This window comes from Dyadobacter linearis (assembly GCF_907165045.1).
Classification (GTDB): domain Bacteria; phylum Bacteroidota; class Bacteroidia; order Cytophagales; family Spirosomataceae; genus Dyadobacter; species Dyadobacter linearis.
Genome location: NZ_CAJRAU010000003.1, coordinates 209,574 through 228,260, shown reverse-complemented (window position 1 = coordinate 228,260; position 18,687 = coordinate 209,574). Strand labels below are relative to the sequence as shown.

Genomic DNA, 18,687 nt, shown 5'->3' with positions numbered 1-18,687 from the left:
GAAACATACGTTTGACAGCGGGCAGAAAGATCAATTTGTGTAGAAAAGTGGAGTTATTTATTAATTTCACAACCTACCAGATAGTCGCTTCACTACAAACTAACACTGACATTGATGATCAATAAATTATATGATACTTCCCTGAGCCTGCTCACCGACCTGTACCAGCTCACTATGGCATACGGATATTGGAAGGCCGGAAAAGCAGAACAAGAGGCTGTTTTTAACCTTTATTTCAGAAAACATCCTTTTCAGGGCGGGTTCACAATTGCCTGCGGGCTCAATAGTGTGATCGATTACATTCAGGAATTCCGGTTCAGCCCCGAAGACCTGGCTTATATAGGTTCGCTAAAAGGAAACGACGGAAACAAGCTTTTTGAGCCAGGTTTTCTGGATTATCTCGAAAAAATGGAAATGCAATGCAACATTGACGCAATTCCCGAAGGGACCGTAGTATTTCCAAATGAGCCGCTATTGAGAGTTCAGGGGCCGATACTGCAATGCCAGTTACTCGAAACGCCGCTGTTGAACCTGGTCAATTTTCAGTCACTGATCGCCACAAAAGCGGCCCGAATGCGGCTGGTGGCCAAAGATGATGTGTTGCTGGAATTCGGTTTGCGACGCGCCCAGGGCCCCGACGGTGGGGTTACTGCGAGCCGCGCTGCCTATATCGGCGGTTTCGATGCAACTTCCAATCTGCTTGCCGGCAAATTGTATGATATTCCGGTGAAAGGAACACACGCGCACAGCTGGGTAATGTCGTTTGATACCGAGCTGGAATCGTTTGAAACCTATTCGCAGCATCTGCCCAATAATGTCACTTTGCTGGTAGATACCTACGATTCGCTGAATGGCGTGCGCAATGCGATCGAAGCGGGGAAATCGTTGCGGGCACGGGGCTACGATCTCGGCGGGATCCGGCTTGATTCCGGTGACCTGGCCTATTTAAGTGTCGAATCAAGAAAGCTACTAGACGAAGCCGGGTTTGAAAAAACGAATATCGTTGCGAGTAACGACCTCGACGAATACATTATGGACAGTCTGAAAATTCAGGGTGCGAAAATCAATGTGTGGGGAATAGGTACCAAGCTGGTGACAGCCTACGACCAGCCGGCTTTGGGGGGTGTGTACAAGCTGGCTGCCATTAAATCCGCCGGCGGAGAGTGGGATTACAAACTTAAATTATCTGAGCAGGCGATCAAGGTTTCAACGCCTGGTATTCAGCAGGTTCGGCGGTTCAGCGATAATAAAGGTTTTGTGTCAGATATGATATTTAATATCGAAAATCCGCTGATCGGTAAGTCGACGATGATCGATCCTTATGATTTTACAAAAAACCGCTCATTCGCAGAGAATACACATTTTGAAGATCTGCTGGTGCCTATTTTCGCAAATGGAAAATTGATTTACAGTCTGCCTTCGATTCATGAAGCGAAAGCGAGGGTACAGGATCAGCTCGCGCATTTTTACAAAGGAATTAAAAGGTTCGTGAATCCGCATACTTATCCGGTTGGGCTGGAAAAGCATTTGTTTGATATGAAAACGGAGCTGATCATGAAGCTGAGACAAAAAGAGCCCGAAGCTTTGTAAGTGCTCCGGGCTCGATCTTGACAATTGATATTTCAATTACTTCTTCTCAGGCATCAATACCACTTTGATAAAATTGCCGTCGTCGAAGTACTTTTCGGCGGCTGCCTTTGTACTGGCTACCGTGATCGATTTCAGTAATTTTTCTTGCTGGAAAATTTCGTCCAGATCGTCGCCCAGGAACGTATTATCGTCCAGGTAATTCAGCCAGAAATTGTTCGTTTTAACTGCCAACTCTGTTTTGCGCTGCGTTTCAGCCACAAACTTTTCAATATCTTTCGGATCGGCGCCATTCTTTTTGATCTTCTCGATTTCTTCCTGCGTCCGCTTTACCAGCTTATCCACGTTTTCAGGAGCACATCCAAAACCAATGCTAAACCGATAATGTCCGGTCGGGAATTTATCCGTCGATTCTGAAACGCCCACCCCATAAACGCCGCTTTCTTCTTCCCGCAAAGCCTCGATCAGCTTGATCTGAAGTACCTCCTGCAATGCTTCGATCTGGATATTATTTTCAGGATTATATTCATATTCTCCACTTGAAACCAATGTAACCCGGCTTTTTGGTTCTAATCCTTTATAGACAGTCTTTTCTATTTTTCCTTTCGGTGGGAAAATATTGGGATGTTGGAAGTCATCATTTCGCTCTGTGCTAGGCAAGCTTCCCAGGTATTTTTCCAAAAGCGGCTTGATCGCATCAACCTTGAATGCACCTACAAATGTGAACACGAAGTCGGATGCGTCGGAGAAGCGATCCTTATACATTTCGGCGGCCCTATCCAGATTTACCTTGTCCACACTTTCGGGTTTCAAAGGCTGACGTTTCGGGTTATTGCTTGTCAAAACTGCATTCAGCGAGTCAGAATAAACTTTTTCCGGAGTTAAAGTCTTCTGCATATTTTCCAGGTAAGCTTTCTGATTGGCCAGAATTCCTTTCACCAGCTCCGCGTCTTTTCTAGGCGCCGTGAAATAGGCATAGATCAATTGCAGCGTAGTTTCCAGGTCTTTTGGATTGGTGCTACCGCCGAACCCTTCGGTTAGTTCGCTGATATAAGGTCCCGCGCTGGCCGTTTTTCCGGCAAGGAATTTCTGCAACTGCGTCTGCGTATAAGGTCCTACGCCGCCTGACTGGATCAGATAACTACTAAAAACACCCGTTTCGCGCTCGTCGGGAAATAATGAATATCCGCCTTTTCCGGTCGCTTTAAGCAGGATTTCGTCGTTTTTGAACTCGGTCGGTTTTAATAATACCTTCACCCCATTAGACAATGTAAGCTCCGTCACCCCCAGTTTTTCAATGGATTTTTCAGCCGTCACCTTTCCTGCGACCGGTTCGCTGCTCAACAGCGGCGTATCAAGCACATCATCCACATAAGCCGTCACATCTTTGCCCGCATCTTTGAGCAACGCGCGGATATCAGCCTCAGTCGGCAATGCGCCCTTGCTTTGTTCCGGCCCCATTACCACTACTGCTCGGTTTTGGTCGGTTATATATTTCTTAGCAAGCGCATTGATCTCCGCCAGATTTACACTTTCCAGATTTTTCTGTACAAATGCATAATACGCTTCAATGCCCATGAAAGGCTTGTCGTGCAGGAAATGATTGAGGTATTCCTGTACATAATTGGCAGATTTGGTCTTATCGCGCTCCTTGTAATATTGTTCAATGCTATTCAGGAAGTCCTTTTTCGCGCGATCCAGCTCAGGCTGTGTAAATCCGAATTTTTGAACCCTAGCATTCTCTTCCAATAACGCGGTCAATGCAGTTTTCATTGAAGCGGCATCTTTCGAAAGTGCAATGGAAGTGTAGGAATCGAGGTTACCCAGGAAGTCGCCATATTCACTTCCCCCGTACAGAAACGGCGGGTTTGGTTTCTGGGTAAGTTCCTGCATACGTTGGCCCATCATCGCATTATACAATTCCTGCGCGAAGTTATTTCGCACATCTAGAAGGTTTTTCTCCTTGCTATTAGGTTGTTTGTAAATCAGTTGGATCAGGTTCTGGGGATATTCGGGATCTGTCACGATCGCAACCTGTGTGCTGCCATCGAGCGGAATCTCGTATTTCGTTCTCTTTTTCGCATTAACCGGCGGCTTGATCGAGCTAAATTTCTGAGTGATGATCGCTTCCACTTTGGCTACATCGAAGTCACCAACTGCGATCACCGCCATCAAATCCGGGCGGTACCAATCCTGGTAAAATGCCTTGATCGTCTCCGGTTTGAAGGATTTCAGGATACTGTCTTTACCGATCGGAAGGCGCTCCGCATAACGCGAATTGTTCAATATCACTTTCAAAAACTTGTCACGCATACGTTGCTGCGCGCCGCGGCCCATGCGCGATTCTTCCAGCACTACCCCGCGCTCCTTTTCAATTTCAGCCGGGTCCAGCAATGCGCCGTGCGCCCAGTCTTCCAGAACCTGGATACCCTTTTCAAGCAGCCCGGCCGAGTCGGTGGGTATCGGCAGCATATATACCGTTTCGTCAAATCCGGTGTATGCATTCAAATCCGCCCCAAACCGTACGCCGGTCTTTTGCAAGAAGTTAACCAGTTCATTCTTAGGGAAATTGGTTGTTCCATTGAAGTTCATGTGCTCCATAAAGTGGGCAAGTCCCTGCTGCGCGTCTGTTTCCAGCACCGACCCGGCTTTAACAGCAAGCCTGAACTCGGCGCGGTTTTTCGGTTCGCTATTCCTTCGGATGTAATAGGTAATTCCGTTTTTCAGTTTGCCTGTTTTGACATTCGGATCAAGCACAACTTTCTGCGAGGCAAGGTTCTGAGCCGAAACAGTGGGAATGAGGTATATTCCCAGAGCGGCGAAGTACAAAGCCAAAAATGCCTTTTTCATTATTTTTATTTTAAAATTGATAAAATCAAGGATAAACGAAATATATAGTTAAAGATCGCGATTGCAAAGCAGAAGCTGCAAATCTTCAACAAAAAAGCCGGGACGATTCCCGGCAAGTATGAGCTGAATAGTAAATTGCTTAGAGTTACAGATTTAAGGACATCTGATTCCTTTAAATGCAAGTCCATTCTTGAAGTCAAGCTTTGATCGATCCTTGAAAACGGTAACCCCGCGTTTCTGTTTAATATCTCCAAAACCTTCCACCCAACCCGAGCCATTTTTTAGAAACACCACCTCCCGCGTCGATTCAGAGCCTTCGGATATAAACTTATATTGTCCGAGTAAAGTGTCGCCCCGCATTTCACCTTCCAGTTTCCCCTTATTTTTATCTTTTTCGTAAAAAGCATAGAAGAGTTCGCCCGTCACTTTCTGGCCTTCCACTTCAATATGCAGGAACGCAGAATCTTTGGCAGCGGTGTAAACAAAGCAATCGTGGGTTTCAAAATCTGCAATATACTTGCTTGGATTCGCCGTTTTTGAATAGCGGACCTGCTTGCCGCGGTTTTCAAGTACCAGTGAACTGTCGCCAGCAGAGACTATTTTCAACGTGTCAGTCACCTGGCTGCCACCTTCTTTGCTTTCATCACTTCCTTTCAGGATCAGGAGGTTATCGACCTTTTCCCAAGAATCATACCGCTTTGCATTCAGGTTGATAGACGATGCCTGGCCATCGTCGTGCAATGTAAATCCTTGTTTGTGAATAGGTTGATCTGTTATTTCAGTCACCCAGTTGCCGGTAATTGAAGTTGAATCGTGTGTGCAGTCCAGAAAGAAAATAAAGAGCAGAAATAAGAAAGTGTGTTTCGTCATAACGTTGATGTTGATTGCTACTAATAGTTTTGCGGCAAAAACCGGCAAACTCTAAGAGAAACGAAAAACCGCAATTGTAATTATTCAAAGCCAAGCTATTAATGATCTGCCACTAATCAATTGCCGCGGGACTTCAGTCCCACAGATCAATTGCCGGGGACTTCAGTCCCCAGATAAAATTGATCTGCTATTTCTCTCTTGTAGCCGAGTCCATTCTTGTAATCTCTGTCACATCGACACTGAGAAAGCCAAATTCTTCACTTACAATGCCCCTGATCTTATAAACACCTTTGACTGAGAAGTTGGATTTAACTTTCACGGAGGGAAAATGAACCGTGTCAATAAACTGACCTTCCTGATCCAGAAAAGTCCCGAAATGCATAGTTTCACCGCGGGCAGTGCGCGTATTTTTCACCGCGACCAGGTAACCATATTGCACGATTTCCTGATTCACATACTTATGCAGATCCTTGCTCATCACGCTCGGCGGCAACGGATATTTCACAAGGTCAAATGGACTGCAAAGCGGGTAACCCAGCAATTCGATCTGATCATAAGCGTCGTCAATGGGGGAGGAATGGAAAACCGGAAGCTCGTAATCTTTGATCTCGGTCTCAAAAAGCTGCTTTTGCGGCACTTTCACTGGCGTGGTACTGAGTCGAAAATGTGCTTTCCAAAGTAATGTCTTTTTGTCAATCCCGGTAAACCGCAATGCATCTATCCGGATCAGGATCGTGAGCTGTTCAATGGAAATGACTACGCGGTCCAGGAAATCGTTAAGTGAAGTGAAAGGGCCGTCGGTCCGTCGTGCCTGGATGATCCGGTCGATGGTTTTTTCTTCCATTTCATTCAGAAACTGCATTCCGATGTAAATATCCTTTCCCTCGATCACCGTTTGCGCCAGACTGTGGTTGACGCAAGGAGGCAGCACGTTTCCACCCAGCATCCTGGCTTCGTGGATATATAATTCCTGGCCGTAAAAGCCGCCGCCATTGTTCAATACCGCCACCATAAATTCCAGCGGGAAATAGGCTTTCAGAAAAAGGGTCTGGTAACTTTCCACCGCATAAGAGGCAGAATGCCCCTTTGCGAATGCATATCCGGCAAAACTGGCAATCTGATTCCAGATCTCCTGCGTCATGGTCTCATCGTAGCCCTTCTCGCGACAGTTCGTGAAATACTTTTTTTTGACCCGCTCAAATTCGTCCCGACCGCGAAATTTTCCGCTCATTCCCCGCCGGATTACATCAGCTTCACCCAGATCGAGACCTGCAAAATAATGCGCGACCTTGATCACGTCCTCCTGATACACCATAATCCCGTAAGTATCCTCCATCAGTTCGAGCAACCTGGGATGCGCCTCGCCGCGGCGCTCGGGATTGCGGTGGCGCAGAATATACTCCCGCATCATCCCGCTTTTCGCTACGCCCGGCCGGATGATCGAACTTGCGGCCACAAGCCCGAGGTAGTTGTCGACTTCGAGCTTTTTCAATAACATTCGCATCGCGGGCGATTCCACATAAAAACACCCGATGCATTGCGCCTGCCGGATCAGGTTGTTGATATTCGGGTCTTTCTTGAATTTTTTTACATCGTCAATATCAAATTCCGGTGCGTCCGGCCGGTTGTAGCGGATCACTTCCAGCGTTTCCTTGATCTTCGCAAGTCCGCGCTGACCGAGGATATCGTATTTGTTCAAACCAACATCCTCCGCGATGACCATATCAAACTGCGTAGTTGGAAAGCCTTTCGGCGGCAGGTCGGTTGCCGAAAAATGGTGAATAGGTCGCTCCGAAATCAATATGCCGCCCGCATGAATACTGAGGTGATTCGGCTGGTTGTTTTTTTGAAAATAATCGGCATAACGAATGACCAGACCTGCATACTGATCGAGCTTTTTCGGATCGTATTTACCATTACTCAGTGCTTCAATTTCATACGCAGGCAGGCCAAAAACCTTCCCCAGTTCCCGTACTGCGGCACTATGTTGGAATGTGCTGTAAGTTGCCAAAAGTGCGGCCTGCCCTTTTTTACCAAAAGTGTCAAAAATGTACTGGGTAACATCCTCTCGGTCGCGCCATGAAAAATCAATGTCGAAATCAGGCGGATTTTTCCGGTAAAGGTTCATGAAACGCTCGAAATACAGATCGAGCTCGATCGGATCTACATTCGTTATATTGAGCAGATATGCGATAATGCTATTCGCGCCGCTCCCTCGCCCAACGTAGTAATAACCTTTCTGCCGGGCATAACTGGTTATTGAATGGTTGACAAGGAAAAAGGGAATGAAGTTTTGTTTTTCGATCAGTTCGAGTTCCATATTGAACCGGTCGAGGATCACGTCATTTACATTGGACCCGTAACGGTGCCGCAGCCCGTCACAGCCAAGCTGAAAAATACGCTGATAATCGTCTTGTTTACTTTCGCCGAATACTTGCAGGTTCTGGTGCTCGCGGTCGTCACCAAACCGGAAGTGAATGCTGCATTCATCCATCAGCTTTTCGGTATTGTAAATGATCCGGTCGAAATCCTTTTGGTTAAAATGATACGTCAGGACTTTCTTGGGCATCATTTGAGCAGCTTCCTCGGCAGTCTCGTCCGTTGAAAGTTTACTAAGCATCGTATTCTGATCGATCGCGCGGAGCAGCCGGTGCGCATTAAAATCCTTTTTATGCCTGAAACTGACCGGCTGCTGGATAACCAGTTTGTCTTTGTGTTTAAATAAAGGTGAAAACTGTAATCTGCTCAGGTCTTTTACTGAAATCCCGATGTATTCGTTTGGTAAAAATATCTCCTTCTTTTCCAGACGAACCCGTTCAAAGGGGTAAATAAAAACAGTGTTTTCCAGCCACGGTGCATTTGCAGGAAAGTCGGTTTTTGCATTCAGGTGCTGCGATAAAAATGCGTTCAGAACCTGGAAACCCGCATTGTTTTTGGCTAATCCTACATATTGCTGCACGATCCCATTCCTGAAATCGATCCCTACGACAGGTTTCATATCGTATTTCGGGGCGAGCCGGATAAAGTTAAGGCAGCCGGATGTATTGTTAATATCCGTCAGCGCCATGCATCCGTACCCATTCTCCCTGCCCAGGCTCAATAGCTCCTCCTCCGGTATCGTCCCGTAGCGCAAGCTGAAATAAGAGTGACAGTTGAGTAGCATGGTTTGAAAATGATAAACTATTTACTTACTTTCGGCGTTACTAACGCACTACGTTATGATTGTCAGTTTTGGCTCAAAGGATACTGAAAGAATATGGTTTGGCGAGCGTGTCGCCAAGCTTCCATTAGATGTTGAATAACTCACATCATCTCGTCGCTGATCTCAGGATACCACCATCAAACAGATTGGAAAAGTTGTCGGGCAATATGAAAGACTTTTATAGTATTCGTATCAATATCCAATGGCGCATAGTTTTTAGGTGGCAAGACGGTAATGCATTTGAAGTCAGTATCATCGATTATCATTAATACTCAATGGAAAGACTAGCTAACATACATCCAGGGGAGATTTTGTCGGAAGAATTTTTGGTTCCGATGGGCATTACTGCATACAAGCTCGCGAAAGACACTGCTATTCCTCAAACCAGGGTGAGCGAGATCATTAAAGGCAGGCGGCGGATTACTGCGGATACTGCGTTGAGGCTCAGCAAGTATTTTGGTACCACACCAAAATTTTGGCTCGGTTTGCAGGACGATTACGATTTGGAAAAGGAACAGCATCTGATTTTCAATGAGTTGAGTAACATAAAAGCGTTGGAACAGAATATTGCCTGATTCCGCATTCAGGCATTCCGGTGCGCTGGAATGATTGGCGGATCTCCGTTGAATGGGTTTCCCATACTGGATATATTGGGGATGCCAAGGGTGGTGGCCCAGCTGAGTATTGAGTTGCCGCGGTCGTCGATCCCGTATTTATTACGGATATGATCCATGGCGAGGTAGAGATTCAGGCGCTCTTCCGAGTCGTCGAACATATTGATCTGATGATTGCCGGTTACGAGGTCGCTGAAATTGACGCCGACCAGCCGCACCATCATCCGCCGGTTATGCAGCTGGTCGAAAAGCCGCTCGATGTGCGGGATCAGAATATGGTCCGCCGAAGTGTACGGAATTTTCGCCTGTTTGGAAAAGGTATTAAAGTCGGAATAGCGGATCTTGACTGAAATACAAGAGGTAAGCTTGTTGCCGGTCCGCAGCTGGTATGCCAGATTTTCCCCCATAGCCCGGATCATTTCCCGCATCCGCTTAATATCGCCGGTATCTTTCCCGAATGTCCGCTCATTAGAAATGGATTTGCGTTCGTGGAAAGGTACAATAGGAGAGTTGTCAAGCCCATTTGCCCGGTTCCAGAGCACAACGCCATTTTTACCCAAAACCTGACTCATTACCTGCACAGGCATTTCCTGAATGGTTTTCACATAACGTATCCCCATATTTTGCAGGATCTTGTCCGTTTTCTCACCGACCATCGGAATTTTATTCACAAGCATCGGCGCCAGAAACGACTTCTCCATTCCCGCATCCACTTTCCTGTAATTATTTGGCTTAGCTTCTTCGGTAGCCACTTTTGCTACTATTTTATTGGTAGAAAGTCCCAGTGAAATAGGCAGCCCACTTTCCTTTCGGATCCGCTCGCCCAGGTTTTTCGAAAGCTGGTAGGAGCCGAGAAATTTGTCCATTCCAGACAAATCCGCGTAGAATTCATCAATACTCGCTTTTTCGAAAACCGGAACTGTTTCACTGATAATCTCAGACACAATTTTGGATTCCTTCGAATAAATACCCGCCTCGCCACGGATCACGATCGCTTCGGGACAAAGCATCCGCGCCGTTTTCATCGGCATACCTGAATGCACGCCGAATGCCCGCGTCTCGTAACTACAAGCCGCCACCACACCCCGATCGCCCGTTCCGCCTACCATCACCGGCTTTTTTTCAAGCCTGCTATCGTGCTTTCTCTCGACTGATACGAAGAAAGTATCAAGGTCAAGGTGTAGTATCGTACGGTCCATCGCTTGGAATATTTACGGGTTACTGGATTTATTCCAAATATATGGATTGGTTCCAGTATAAAAAAGGAAATATTCCAAAAAAAATGTAGATTTGGAAAAGGATTGATATTGTGCAATTTGACAAGCAGAAAATGCCAGCAGACGAAGAATTCAAACGGTTTAAGCAAGTACGGGAAGAGCTCAACCTGACACAGGCTGCTTTTGCCGAGGAACTGGGTATCAGTGCCACTACGGCTGATATTGAAAGGGGGCGGACCCGCATTCCAGGGCAGGTTGTGAAAGAGCTGCTGAAAAAATACCATATTAACCCGCTCTGGCTTTTTGGCGAGAGTACCCAGAAGTTTTTGCATTCGGACAAACTATCGGTGAACCCGAAAGTGGTGACGGTGGATAATGAGGGAAAGGAGAATATCGTGCTGGTGAATGCAAAAGCTGCCGCGGGTTACCCGAGCAATATCGGGGATGCGCAGTGGTTTGAGAGTCTGCCTGCATTTGGAATTCCGCTTCCTGAATATCGCAATGCCACTTTCAGAGGATTTCAGGTCGATGGGGATAGTATGTCGCCGGTATTGGAATCGGGAGAATGGATCGTGGGTAAGGCGGTGGAAGATATGGAAAATCTGAGCAACCGGCGAATGTATGTGGTCGTGACAGCCGACAGTGTATTAGTCAAGAAAGTGCAGAAAGAAAACCAGTCCGGTTACGTCAATCTTGTCTCCCTTAATCCCGATTATGCCCCAATCCGCATCGATCAGAATGAGATCCGGGAAATGTGGCTGGTAAGCAGCAAGTTATCTTTCAACCTGGAAGCGAATGCACAGCAGGTAAGTCTGCAAAGTCTGCACAATGATATGAGGGAATTGAAAGAAGAAATGAAGAAGCTGACCAAATAGGTTACACTTCTTCTGCGATGAGCTGTTTTTCGTAAAGTTCTTTATAAGCTCCGTTCAACTCCATTAAAGCGGCGTGGGTACCTTGTTCGATGATCTTTCCTTCATCCAGTACCACAATTTTATCAGCCAGTTTGGCAGAAGAAACGCGGTGTGAAATGATCACGGACGTGCGCTGATCCATAATCCGCTTCATATTATTGAGTATGATATTCTCAGTATTGGTATCGACGGCCGACAAGCAATCGTCGAGCACGAGAATCTTCGGATCACGTGCGATAGCGCGGGCTATTGAAAGTCGCTGTTTTTGTCCTCCTGAAAGTGTAATTCCCCTTTCCCCCAAAACGGTATCGTATCCTTGCGGGAAATCTTTGACATTATTGTAGAGATCCGCATCCTTAACCGCCTGCTCGATCCGCTCGAAAGGCATATCCACGGTTCCGAAACGCACATTGTTTTGAATTGAATCAGAAAAAAGGAAAACATCCTGCGGAACGTAACCTATCTGACGCCGATACGCGTGCACATCGTAATCTTTCATCGGCACATTATCGACAAGTATCTGGCCGCCGGTAGGATCATACAACCGACAAAGCAAATGCGCCAGCGTACTTTTTCCGGAACCTGTGGTGCCCAGGATCGCAACCGTTTCTCCCGGTTTTATTTCGAGATCAAAATTTTGAAGCGCCTGAATGCCGGAATCGGGGTAGACGAAATTTACATTCTGAAATCTGATCCCGCCTTCGAGCTGTGTAACCAGGTTTTTCTCGGATACAAGGGTAGTTTTTTCGTTCAAAAATTCATTGATCCTGGTTTGGGAAGAAGCTGCGCGCTGGATTTGACTGGTAGTCCAGCCGAGCGCCATCACCGGCCACGTGAGCATATTGACATACAGAATAAACTCTGTGATATTGCCGGGAGTTAACCGGCCGCTGATGATCTCCTGGCCACCCACATAAATGATCAGTATGTTACTGAAACCGATCAGCATGATGATCACAGGATAGAAAAATGCATCAACCTTTGTCAGATTCAGCGACTTATCTTTAAAAATCTCCGCTTCTTTTTCGAAATTTTCAAAAGAGTGTTTTTCCTGAACGAAAGATTTAATAACCCTGATTCCTGAAAAAGCTTCCTGAACATAAGTCGACAATGCCGAAAGTTGCTTCTGGATTTCCTGCGAGCGTTTCATGATCATACTATTGACCACATAAACACTGATAGAAAGCACAGGCAGCGGTAACAGTACATAAAAGGTAAGCTGCGGACTCACCGAAACCATATAAGTAATCACAAGCACGAAAAGCACGAGGAGGTTGATCCCGTACATCAGCGCCGGACCTACATAGATCCGCACGTTGCTCACATCTTCCGAGATCCGCGCCATGAGATCCCCGGTACTGTGTTTCCTAAAAAAGCTGGCCGGTAGTGTCTGGTAATGCTGGTAAATATCGTTTTTGAGCGCGAATTCAATATGCCGCGACATGACTATGATAGTCTGTCGCACGAGGAACAGGAAAATTCCTTTTAAAAGCGCCATTAAAAGGATTAGCAAGCCGTAGAGCAGAATGCTGAAAGCAAAAATATCATAGATTTCACTTTGCAGCGAAACGCCATTGAAGAGGTAATATATATCGAGGGTTTCAATAACCAGGTCGAGCGCATATCTGACCAACTGAGCGGGAATAATCCCGAAGAGGTTCGATATAATCGTAAAAAGTATCCCGAGAATGAGATACCATTTATATTTCCACAAGTACTTATTGAGGTACTTTAATGCCTTCACAGGGTAAATTTTGGGTAAGAAAAAGTGGTCTTGCAATAGGCAACATCCTATTTATTCAAAACGTTGCAAAACTAGATGAACGCATTTCATTTTTTCGATTCTGAACAAAATAGTCTAATTTTGCGCTAAATTTTAGACATTCTCGCAAGGGTTAAAGATGTAGCCTTGCTTTATATGAAGAAACGTTCTTTGAATTACTGTACTTTTTTTTCAATTGTTACCCCGGCTTATGCTGAATAGGAGATTACTAAGGACCAAGGCTGTTCAGGCACTTTACGCCCGGCAATTGACTGCCGAGGCAAACCGCCTGCTGGCGCTGGATCACATTGAAGAGGCTTTTCTGCCGAATTTGAATTCGATGGAGTTTCAGGATAAGCCGAAGCTGGCCAGCTTGAACAAGATGGCAAATTTGGCACTCGACGAATTTATCAAAAACGGCGAGCTGAGTGCGGATAAGGATCTTCCCGAACAAGTAGTGAGAGTCGCCCGAAGTGCCTATCAGGCTTACGACAGGCAAACTAAGGGTGATGGAGAAAAGCTGGTGCGGCGGGTTTTAAATGAAACTGAGCTGATTTACACCGATTTTATCCGGATACTTTCCATGCTGATTGAACTGTCGCACCAGTCGAAGATCGACCGCGAGAGAAGATATGAAGATCCGGAAGCACCTTTTCCGAAAAGTTCTGGCCTTAATTCAAACCGCGTTATCCAGGTGTTGACCGAGGACAAAGCGCTCGCAGAAGAAATTATTCGCAGCGGGATCAATTGGAGCAATGAAATGGGTGTGATCCGTAAAACTTACAAAGAAGCCTTACGGAAAGATGAAACCTACGAAGCTTACTGTCGTGTCGCGGAACATACGCCCGAAGAAGATCAGGCGCTGATCCAGCATATTTTAAGACAGATCATTCTAAAACACGAAGTTCCGCTCGAATATCTTGAACAACGTGATCTCTACTGGGCCGATCACAGCGAACTGATCCGCGGATTGGCTATCAAAACCCTCAAATCCGCAGACAGCGCAGATACTTTTCAACTCGCTCCGTTGACAAAGGATTGGGAAGAGGATAGGGAATTTGTGGAAGAACTTTGTCGGATCGTGGTGGCTGAAAACGACCAATATGGTGTTTATCTCGAAGATCAATTGAAAAACTGGGAATTGGAAAGGGTAGCTCTCGTGGATCTGATTATTCTGAAAACCGCTTTGGCTGAGCTCATTCATTTCCCCGGTATACCCGTGAAAGTTACGATCAACGAGTTTATCGAAATTGCAAAAAGGTACAGTACCCCAAAAAGTGGTAAGTTTGTGAATGGCGTCCTCGACGTGTTGTCCGTTAAACTTGCCAAAGAAGGCGTGATACGGAAAAGCGGAAGGGGATTGATTGACAATAAATAGACCCGGAAATAGCCCCGGGGTTTTAAATGGAATAGTTTTTGGAGCTGTTAAACCATAGGAAGCTTTATGGCGACCAACAGCTAAAACAAAGAAATCATGAGTAAAACCAGTAACAGTCTGATAGCATTTTTGACCGGTTGTGTCACAGGTGCTGCATTGGGAATTCTTTATGCACCCGATAAGGGAGAGGTACTCAGAACACAATTAACTTTTCGTTTGTCTAAATACCGCGAAAGACTTCAGGAAGTAATTCAGGACTTAGTTGATAAAAAAGACCAGCCTGAAAATTTCACCCGTTCCGAAGGCGAAAGAGTAGTGAACGATGCCCGTGAAAAGGCGGAAAAACTACTGGAAGATGTTGACCGCCTGATGGCCCAGATCAAAGGTCAGGCCAGCTAAGCTACCAACATGAAAAAAATATCCGCTTGCATACTATTGGGAATTACGCTTTCCTTTTTTAATTGTTCAAATGAAAAAGGAGACAGTGAAAAACAGGCATCTTCAAAAATGCCTGTTTTTGCATTGCTTGACAGTGCTTCCCACGATTTCGGGACAGTTCAGGAAGGTGCGGTGGTAGAGCATGATTTTAAGTTTAAGAATGAGGGAGAATATCCTTTGATCCTGAACAACATTTCTTCTTCCTGCGGCTGTACCACTCCGGAATGGCCAAAAGAGCCGATCGGACCGAATGAAACTTCGAGTATCAAAGTTCGTTTTGACACAAAAAACAAAACGGGCCCGCAAGTGAAAACGATCACAGTTTACGCCAACACCGAGCCGGCATATTCCGAACTCAGGTTGAAAGGGATTGTGAATGCTGCTTCAAAACCAGCAACAGGCAAATAGCCGACTATCTTGGAATGACCGGAATCCGGTTTAAATTTTACTAATCAACCTCTTAATATGAAGCTTTCTCTCTTAGCCCAAGCGGCATCCGACGGTTCACAAACCATGATTTATCAGGTTGTAATGTGGGTCGGTATTATCGGCGTATTTTACTTTTTTATGATCCGCCCGCAGCAAAAGAAACAAAAAGAACAAAAAGAGCTTCTTACCAATCTTAAAAAAGGCGATCAGGTTGTAACGATCGGTGGAGTTCATGCCAAAATTTACACCGTTGAAGATGCAACTGTAACTCTTGAATTGGATAAAGGAGTAAAATTAACTGTCGATAAGTCGGCAATCGCACGCACCATAGCCGGATAAAACTAACAGGCCGTGAATCACGTACCACAAAACCAAAACAGAATCAAAACTTTTATTGGATGCTTGCTGGCTGCGTCTTTCTTTTGGCTGATGAATGTGCTGAACACGGAGAATTATTCGATCAAGCTCAATTATCCGCTTGAAATCGAATACGATAATTCGTCTTACGTTCCTATGCAGCCGCTGCCCAGGAGAATTTCAGTCAATGTATCGGGTGACGGATGGAGCTTGCTCCAAAAATCATGGCTGAATTTCAATGCTAACCCTGTGGTATACAAGGTTTTAAATCCAAACGAGGCCAGCTTTATCAATTCTACTACCCTCACAGACCAGGTAACGGAGCTATTCCCAAACCTGCACGTTAACTACGTGGTAGCTGATACGTTCGAGCTGAGTTTCGAACCCAAGATCAGGAAAATAATCCCGATCCGTATCGACAGCGTCGGTATTGATATTAAGCCGGGATACGTTATTTCCAGTGTTATCAATGTGTCGCCGTCGCTCATTTCCATCGACGGGCCCGTTTCGCTGGTGAAAACGTATCCCGATACAATCCGCATTTCCGTTCCGACTCCGAAAATCCAAGGGAATTACGACGAAAGTCTGCCCATTCCGCTTCCCGTTTCCCCTCTTGTGGATGTCAGCCACCGCGACGTATTCGTCAGTTTCGAGGTGGCGCAATTCCTAAATGTTCCTTTATAGTATACCCTAATTTCGACCCATGTCAGCTCCTCTTCAGATAGGCGTTACCGGTGGAATAGGGTCAGGAAAGAGCGTGGTTTGTGAGTTGTTCTCCTGTCTGGGTATTCCGGTTTACAACGCGGATTCTCGTGCTAAGTGGTTGACTAACAATAACCAGCAGGTTAAAGCTGATATTACTCAGCTACTTGGCGCGCGCGCGTATAACAGCGAAGGTAAATACGATACTGCATTCGTGGCTTCCGTTGTTTTTAAGGATGGAAATTTGTTAAAAAAGTTAAATTCAATCGTTCATCCGGCTGTGTTGAAGGATACGGAAGATTGGGTAGGAAGACAAAAAAACGTGCACTATGTGATCAAAGAAGCTGCGATTATGAATAAGGCAGGTGATAAGAATACGCTTGATTTTGTGATTGTGGTAGAGTCAGATATCGCTTTGCGCGTTGCCCGGATATTAAAGAGGGATCGTCGCAGTGAGTCAGAGATCAGGGCAATCATTGAGCGGCAGGTGTCGGATGAAGCAAGGCGGCAGGTTGCTGATTTTGTGATCACGAATAATACAAACTCCACTTTGATCCCGCAGGTAGTGCAACTGCACAAGAAGTTTTTGAGTATTGATAAAAATTAAAAATCTACGTCAAGTCCAAGTGCTTGTTTGAGTTCAAGGAGATACGGGTTTTTCTCAGCCATATAATTGAATTTCTCCGCCGGTGTGTAGGGTAACCGGTTCACTTCCTGAGGTGCTACTCTTGCATTAATATCCAGTTTCGGCGCATCGAGCCTGCTTTTCAAAAATCCGAGCAGATCATAACGTGCATTCTGGATCGCTTCCAGTTGGTGGGCATTGTTCAGCGGGATTTCAATCGTTGAGCCTTCAAGTCGAAATTCCTTTTTCAGTGAAATTTCCTCAGTTGTTGAGTTACCTTCTTCTTTTCTTTTTTCTGCAAATTCATACCACAGCCGCTGTAAGTTTTCCAGCGTCAAAGCTTCTTTGCGAATTTGCGTAGCAGGTTCAATTTCCTGCCTGTTCGTAGTAACACTTTCAGCGACGGCCCCCACGGGGCGGGTCATTGCCAGGGGAATCGTGTTCTTTAATTTCGACGAAACAACGGTAGGCGTCGAAGGTTGCTGCGCGGGAGCTGCTGCATTCCCGTTTGAATAAGCAGGAGACGTCGGTTCAGGAGCGGGGGGAAGCTCGTTTTTTACAGGCTCGGGTTCAGGCTCAACTTTTTTTTTTGCCGTTTCATCAACGGCTCCCAGCGAACTTAATTGAAGAATATGTGGCAGATTTGCCAGTTTGATCAGACAAAGTTCCGCATGCAGCCGCTGGTTTTTTGCTGCTTTATAATTGATATCGCATTGACCTGTGATACTCAACGCAGATAACAAAAAGCTCATATCCGCCGCGGCTGACTGTTCAACATACTTGCGCTCTGCCGATTCTGAAACCTGTAATAGCGTGACTGTTGCTGGATCCTTGCAAACCAGCAGGTTACGAAAGTGTTCCAGAAGGCCAACTACGAATAAATGCCCGTCAAAACCCTTTCTCAGAATTTCATCAAATAAGATCAGCGATTTTGAAATGCTGCCAGCGAGCAATGCATCTGTGATTTTGAAATAATAATCATAATCCAGAATATGCAGATTTTCGAGTACCGCCTCGTAAGTAAGTCGGTTGTCGGTTGAAAATGTCACATTGAGGTCGAACATCGAAAGTGCGTCCCGCAAACCGCCGTCGGCTTTTTGACCGATCAGTTCCAGTGCCTCTTTTTCAGTTTCTATCCCCTCTTTCTGAGCTATATCAGCCAAGTGGTAAGCGATATCTTTCGACTGAATGCGATTGAAGTCGAAGATCTGGCACCTTGACAGAATCGTCGGTAATATCTTATGTTTTTCGGTTGTAGCGAGAATGAATATCGCGTAGCCCGGCGGTTCTTCCAATGTTTTTAAGAATGCATTGAAAGCAGCCTGCGAGAGCATGTGCACCTCATCGATGATATAGATCTTGTACTTACCTGTTTGGGGCGGGTAGCGTACCTGGTCGATCAGGTTACGAATATCCTCGACGGAGTTGTTGGAAGCTGCATCGAGTTCATGGATATTGAAAGATGCATTATTCTGAAAACTGACGCAGGATTCGCATTCTCCGCACGCTTCCACATCATCTCCAAGATTTTGACAATTGATAGTTTTCGCCAGAATTCGCGCACATGTCGTTTTTCCAACACCTCTTGGGCCACAGAATAAAAAGGCCTGCGCCAGGTGATTTGTGCGGATTGCGTTTTTTAATGTAGTTGTAATGTGTGATTGCCCAACCACCGAATCAAATGTAACCGGGCGGTATTTTCTGGCGGAAACAACAAAATTATCCATGATGCAAGATAACCC

General features: G+C 45.8%; 15 protein-coding genes and 1 pseudogene. 10 read left to right on the top strand and 6 right to left on the bottom strand.

Features of this window, described 5'->3' with window-relative positions:
* The first annotated feature begins 114 nt into the window (after positions 1 to 114).
* A complete protein-coding gene (locus tag KOD92_RS11430; RefSeq protein ID WP_215233706.1) occupies positions 115 to 1,590 on the top strand; it encodes a nicotinate phosphoribosyltransferase in 1,476 nt (491 codons plus the stop codon).
* Positions 1,591 to 1,626: 36 nt separating this feature from the next.
* On the opposite strand, the gene KOD92_RS11425 is transcribed toward KOD92_RS11430, so the two are convergent.
* The 3 genes from KOD92_RS11425 to KOD92_RS11415 all read right to left on the bottom strand — a co-directional run bounded on the left by KOD92_RS11425 (position 1,627) and on the right by KOD92_RS11415 (position 8,470).
* Entirely contained in the window at positions 1,627 to 4,437 is a 2,811-nt protein-coding gene (locus tag KOD92_RS11425; RefSeq protein WP_215233705.1) for a M16 family metallopeptidase, read from the bottom strand.
* Positions 4,438 to 4,590: 153 nt separating this feature from the next.
* A complete protein-coding gene (locus tag KOD92_RS11420; RefSeq protein ID WP_215233704.1) occupies positions 4,591 to 5,307 on the bottom strand; it encodes a lipocalin family protein in 717 nt (238 codons plus the stop codon).
* Positions 5,308 to 5,494: 187 nt separating this feature from the next.
* On the bottom strand, positions 5,495 to 8,470 hold the full coding sequence (locus KOD92_RS11415; protein WP_215233703.1) for a DNA polymerase III subunit alpha: 2,976 nt from the start codon (positions 8,468 to 8,470) through the stop codon (positions 5,495 to 5,497).
* A 55-nt stretch (positions 8,471 to 8,525) separates the two neighbouring features.
* On the opposite strand from KOD92_RS11415, the pseudogene KOD92_RS11410 reads away from it, so the two are divergent.
* Both KOD92_RS11410 and KOD92_RS11405 read left to right on the top strand, forming a co-directional pair.
* Positions 8,526 to 8,778 (top strand): annotated as a pseudogene (locus KOD92_RS11410) (type II toxin-antitoxin system RelE/ParE family toxin).
* Between the two features lie 6 nt (positions 8,779 to 8,784).
* Entirely contained in the window at positions 8,785 to 9,084 is a 300-nt protein-coding gene (locus KOD92_RS11405) for a HigA family addiction module antitoxin (protein ID WP_215233702.1), read from the top strand.
* A gap of 8 nt (positions 9,085 to 9,092) precedes the next feature.
* Here the strand turns inward: KOD92_RS11405 and dinB are convergent, their stop codons facing one another.
* Positions 9,093 to 10,322, bottom strand: a complete 1,230-nt coding sequence (gene dinB, locus KOD92_RS11400; RefSeq protein WP_215233701.1) for a DNA polymerase IV — start codon at positions 10,320 to 10,322, stop codon at positions 9,093 to 9,095.
* A 131-nt stretch (positions 10,323 to 10,453) separates the two neighbouring features.
* On the opposite strand from dinB, the gene KOD92_RS11395 reads away from it, so the two are divergent.
* On the top strand, positions 10,454 to 11,215 hold the full coding sequence (locus KOD92_RS11395; protein WP_215233700.1) for a LexA family transcriptional regulator: 762 nt from the start codon (positions 10,454 to 10,456) through the stop codon (positions 11,213 to 11,215).
* Between the two features lies 1 nt (position 11,216).
* On the opposite strand, the gene KOD92_RS11390 is transcribed toward KOD92_RS11395, so the two are convergent.
* Entirely contained in the window at positions 11,217 to 12,998 is a 1,782-nt protein-coding gene (locus KOD92_RS11390) for an ABC transporter ATP-binding protein (protein WP_215233699.1), read from the bottom strand.
* A 229-nt stretch (positions 12,999 to 13,227) separates the two neighbouring features.
* On the opposite strand from KOD92_RS11390, the gene nusB reads away from it, so the two are divergent.
* From nusB to coaE, 6 genes are all read left to right on the top strand, one after another.
* Positions 13,228 to 14,394, top strand: a complete 1,167-nt coding sequence (gene nusB, locus KOD92_RS11385) for a transcription antitermination factor NusB (RefSeq protein ID WP_215233698.1) — start codon at positions 13,228 to 13,230, stop codon at positions 14,392 to 14,394.
* A 96-nt stretch (positions 14,395 to 14,490) separates the two neighbouring features.
* A complete protein-coding gene (locus KOD92_RS11380; protein WP_215233697.1) occupies positions 14,491 to 14,793 on the top strand; it encodes a YtxH domain-containing protein in 303 nt (100 codons plus the stop codon).
* A 9-nt stretch (positions 14,794 to 14,802) separates the two neighbouring features.
* Positions 14,803 to 15,240 carry a DUF1573 domain-containing protein gene (locus KOD92_RS11375; RefSeq protein WP_215233696.1) on the top strand — a complete coding sequence of 146 codons (438 nt, stop codon included), beginning with the start codon at positions 14,803 to 14,805 and terminating at the stop codon, positions 15,238 to 15,240.
* 57 nt (positions 15,241 to 15,297) lie between these two features.
* Positions 15,298 to 15,600: a preprotein translocase subunit YajC gene (gene yajC, locus KOD92_RS11370; protein WP_215233695.1), complete on the top strand. Its 303-nt coding sequence runs from the start codon at positions 15,298 to 15,300 to the stop codon at positions 15,598 to 15,600.
* A 12-nt stretch (positions 15,601 to 15,612) separates the two neighbouring features.
* The gene (locus tag KOD92_RS11365; protein WP_229254636.1) at positions 15,613 to 16,302 is read left to right on the top strand and encodes a YbbR-like domain-containing protein; all 690 of its coding nucleotides are present in this window, start codon (positions 15,613 to 15,615) and stop codon (positions 16,300 to 16,302) included.
* Between the two features lie 19 nt (positions 16,303 to 16,321).
* Entirely contained in the window at positions 16,322 to 16,927 is a 606-nt protein-coding gene (gene coaE / locus KOD92_RS11360) for a dephospho-CoA kinase (RefSeq protein ID WP_215233694.1), read from the top strand.
* Here coaE and KOD92_RS11355 read toward each other — a convergent pair.
* Complete coding sequence (locus KOD92_RS11355; RefSeq protein WP_215233693.1) at positions 16,924 to 18,672, bottom strand: DNA polymerase III subunit gamma/tau; 1,749 nt, start codon at positions 18,670 to 18,672, stop codon at positions 16,924 to 16,926. The genes coaE and KOD92_RS11355 overlap by 4 nt on opposite strands.
* Between the last annotated feature and the right edge of the window lie 15 nt (positions 18,673 to 18,687).

Bases quoted from the DNA above. Each gene is read 5' to 3' on its own strand.
- KOD92_RS11430 (WP_215233706.1), top strand. From the start codon at position 115: ATGATCAATAAATTATATGATACTTCCCTGAGCCTGCTCACCGACCTG.
- KOD92_RS11425 (WP_215233705.1), bottom strand. From the start codon at position 4,437: ATGAAAAAGGCATTTTTGGCTTTGTACTTCGCCGCTCTGGGAATATAC.
- KOD92_RS11420 (WP_215233704.1), bottom strand. From the start codon at position 5,307: ATGACGAAACACACTTTCTTATTTCTGCTCTTTATTTTCTTTCTGGAC.
- KOD92_RS11415 (WP_215233703.1), bottom strand. From the start codon at position 8,470: ATGCTACTCAACTGTCACTCTTATTTCAGCTTGCGCTACGGGACGATA.
- KOD92_RS11405 (WP_215233702.1), top strand. From the start codon at position 8,785: ATGGAAAGACTAGCTAACATACATCCAGGGGAGATTTTGTCGGAAGAA.
- dinB (WP_215233701.1), bottom strand. From the start codon at position 10,322: ATGGACCGTACGATACTACACCTTGACCTTGATACTTTCTTCGTATCA.
- KOD92_RS11395 (WP_215233700.1), top strand. From the start codon at position 10,454: ATGCCAGCAGACGAAGAATTCAAACGGTTTAAGCAAGTACGGGAAGAG.
- nusB (WP_215233698.1), top strand. From the start codon at position 13,228: ATGCTGAATAGGAGATTACTAAGGACCAAGGCTGTTCAGGCACTTTAC.
- KOD92_RS11380 (WP_215233697.1), top strand. From the start codon at position 14,491: ATGAGTAAAACCAGTAACAGTCTGATAGCATTTTTGACCGGTTGTGTC.
- KOD92_RS11375 (WP_215233696.1), top strand. From the start codon at position 14,803: ATGAAAAAAATATCCGCTTGCATACTATTGGGAATTACGCTTTCCTTT.
- yajC (WP_215233695.1), top strand. From the start codon at position 15,298: ATGAAGCTTTCTCTCTTAGCCCAAGCGGCATCCGACGGTTCACAAACC.
- coaE (WP_215233694.1), top strand. From the start codon at position 16,322: ATGTCAGCTCCTCTTCAGATAGGCGTTACCGGTGGAATAGGGTCAGGA.
- KOD92_RS11355 (WP_215233693.1), bottom strand. From the start codon at position 18,672: ATGGATAATTTTGTTGTTTCCGCCAGAAAATACCGCCCGGTTACATTT.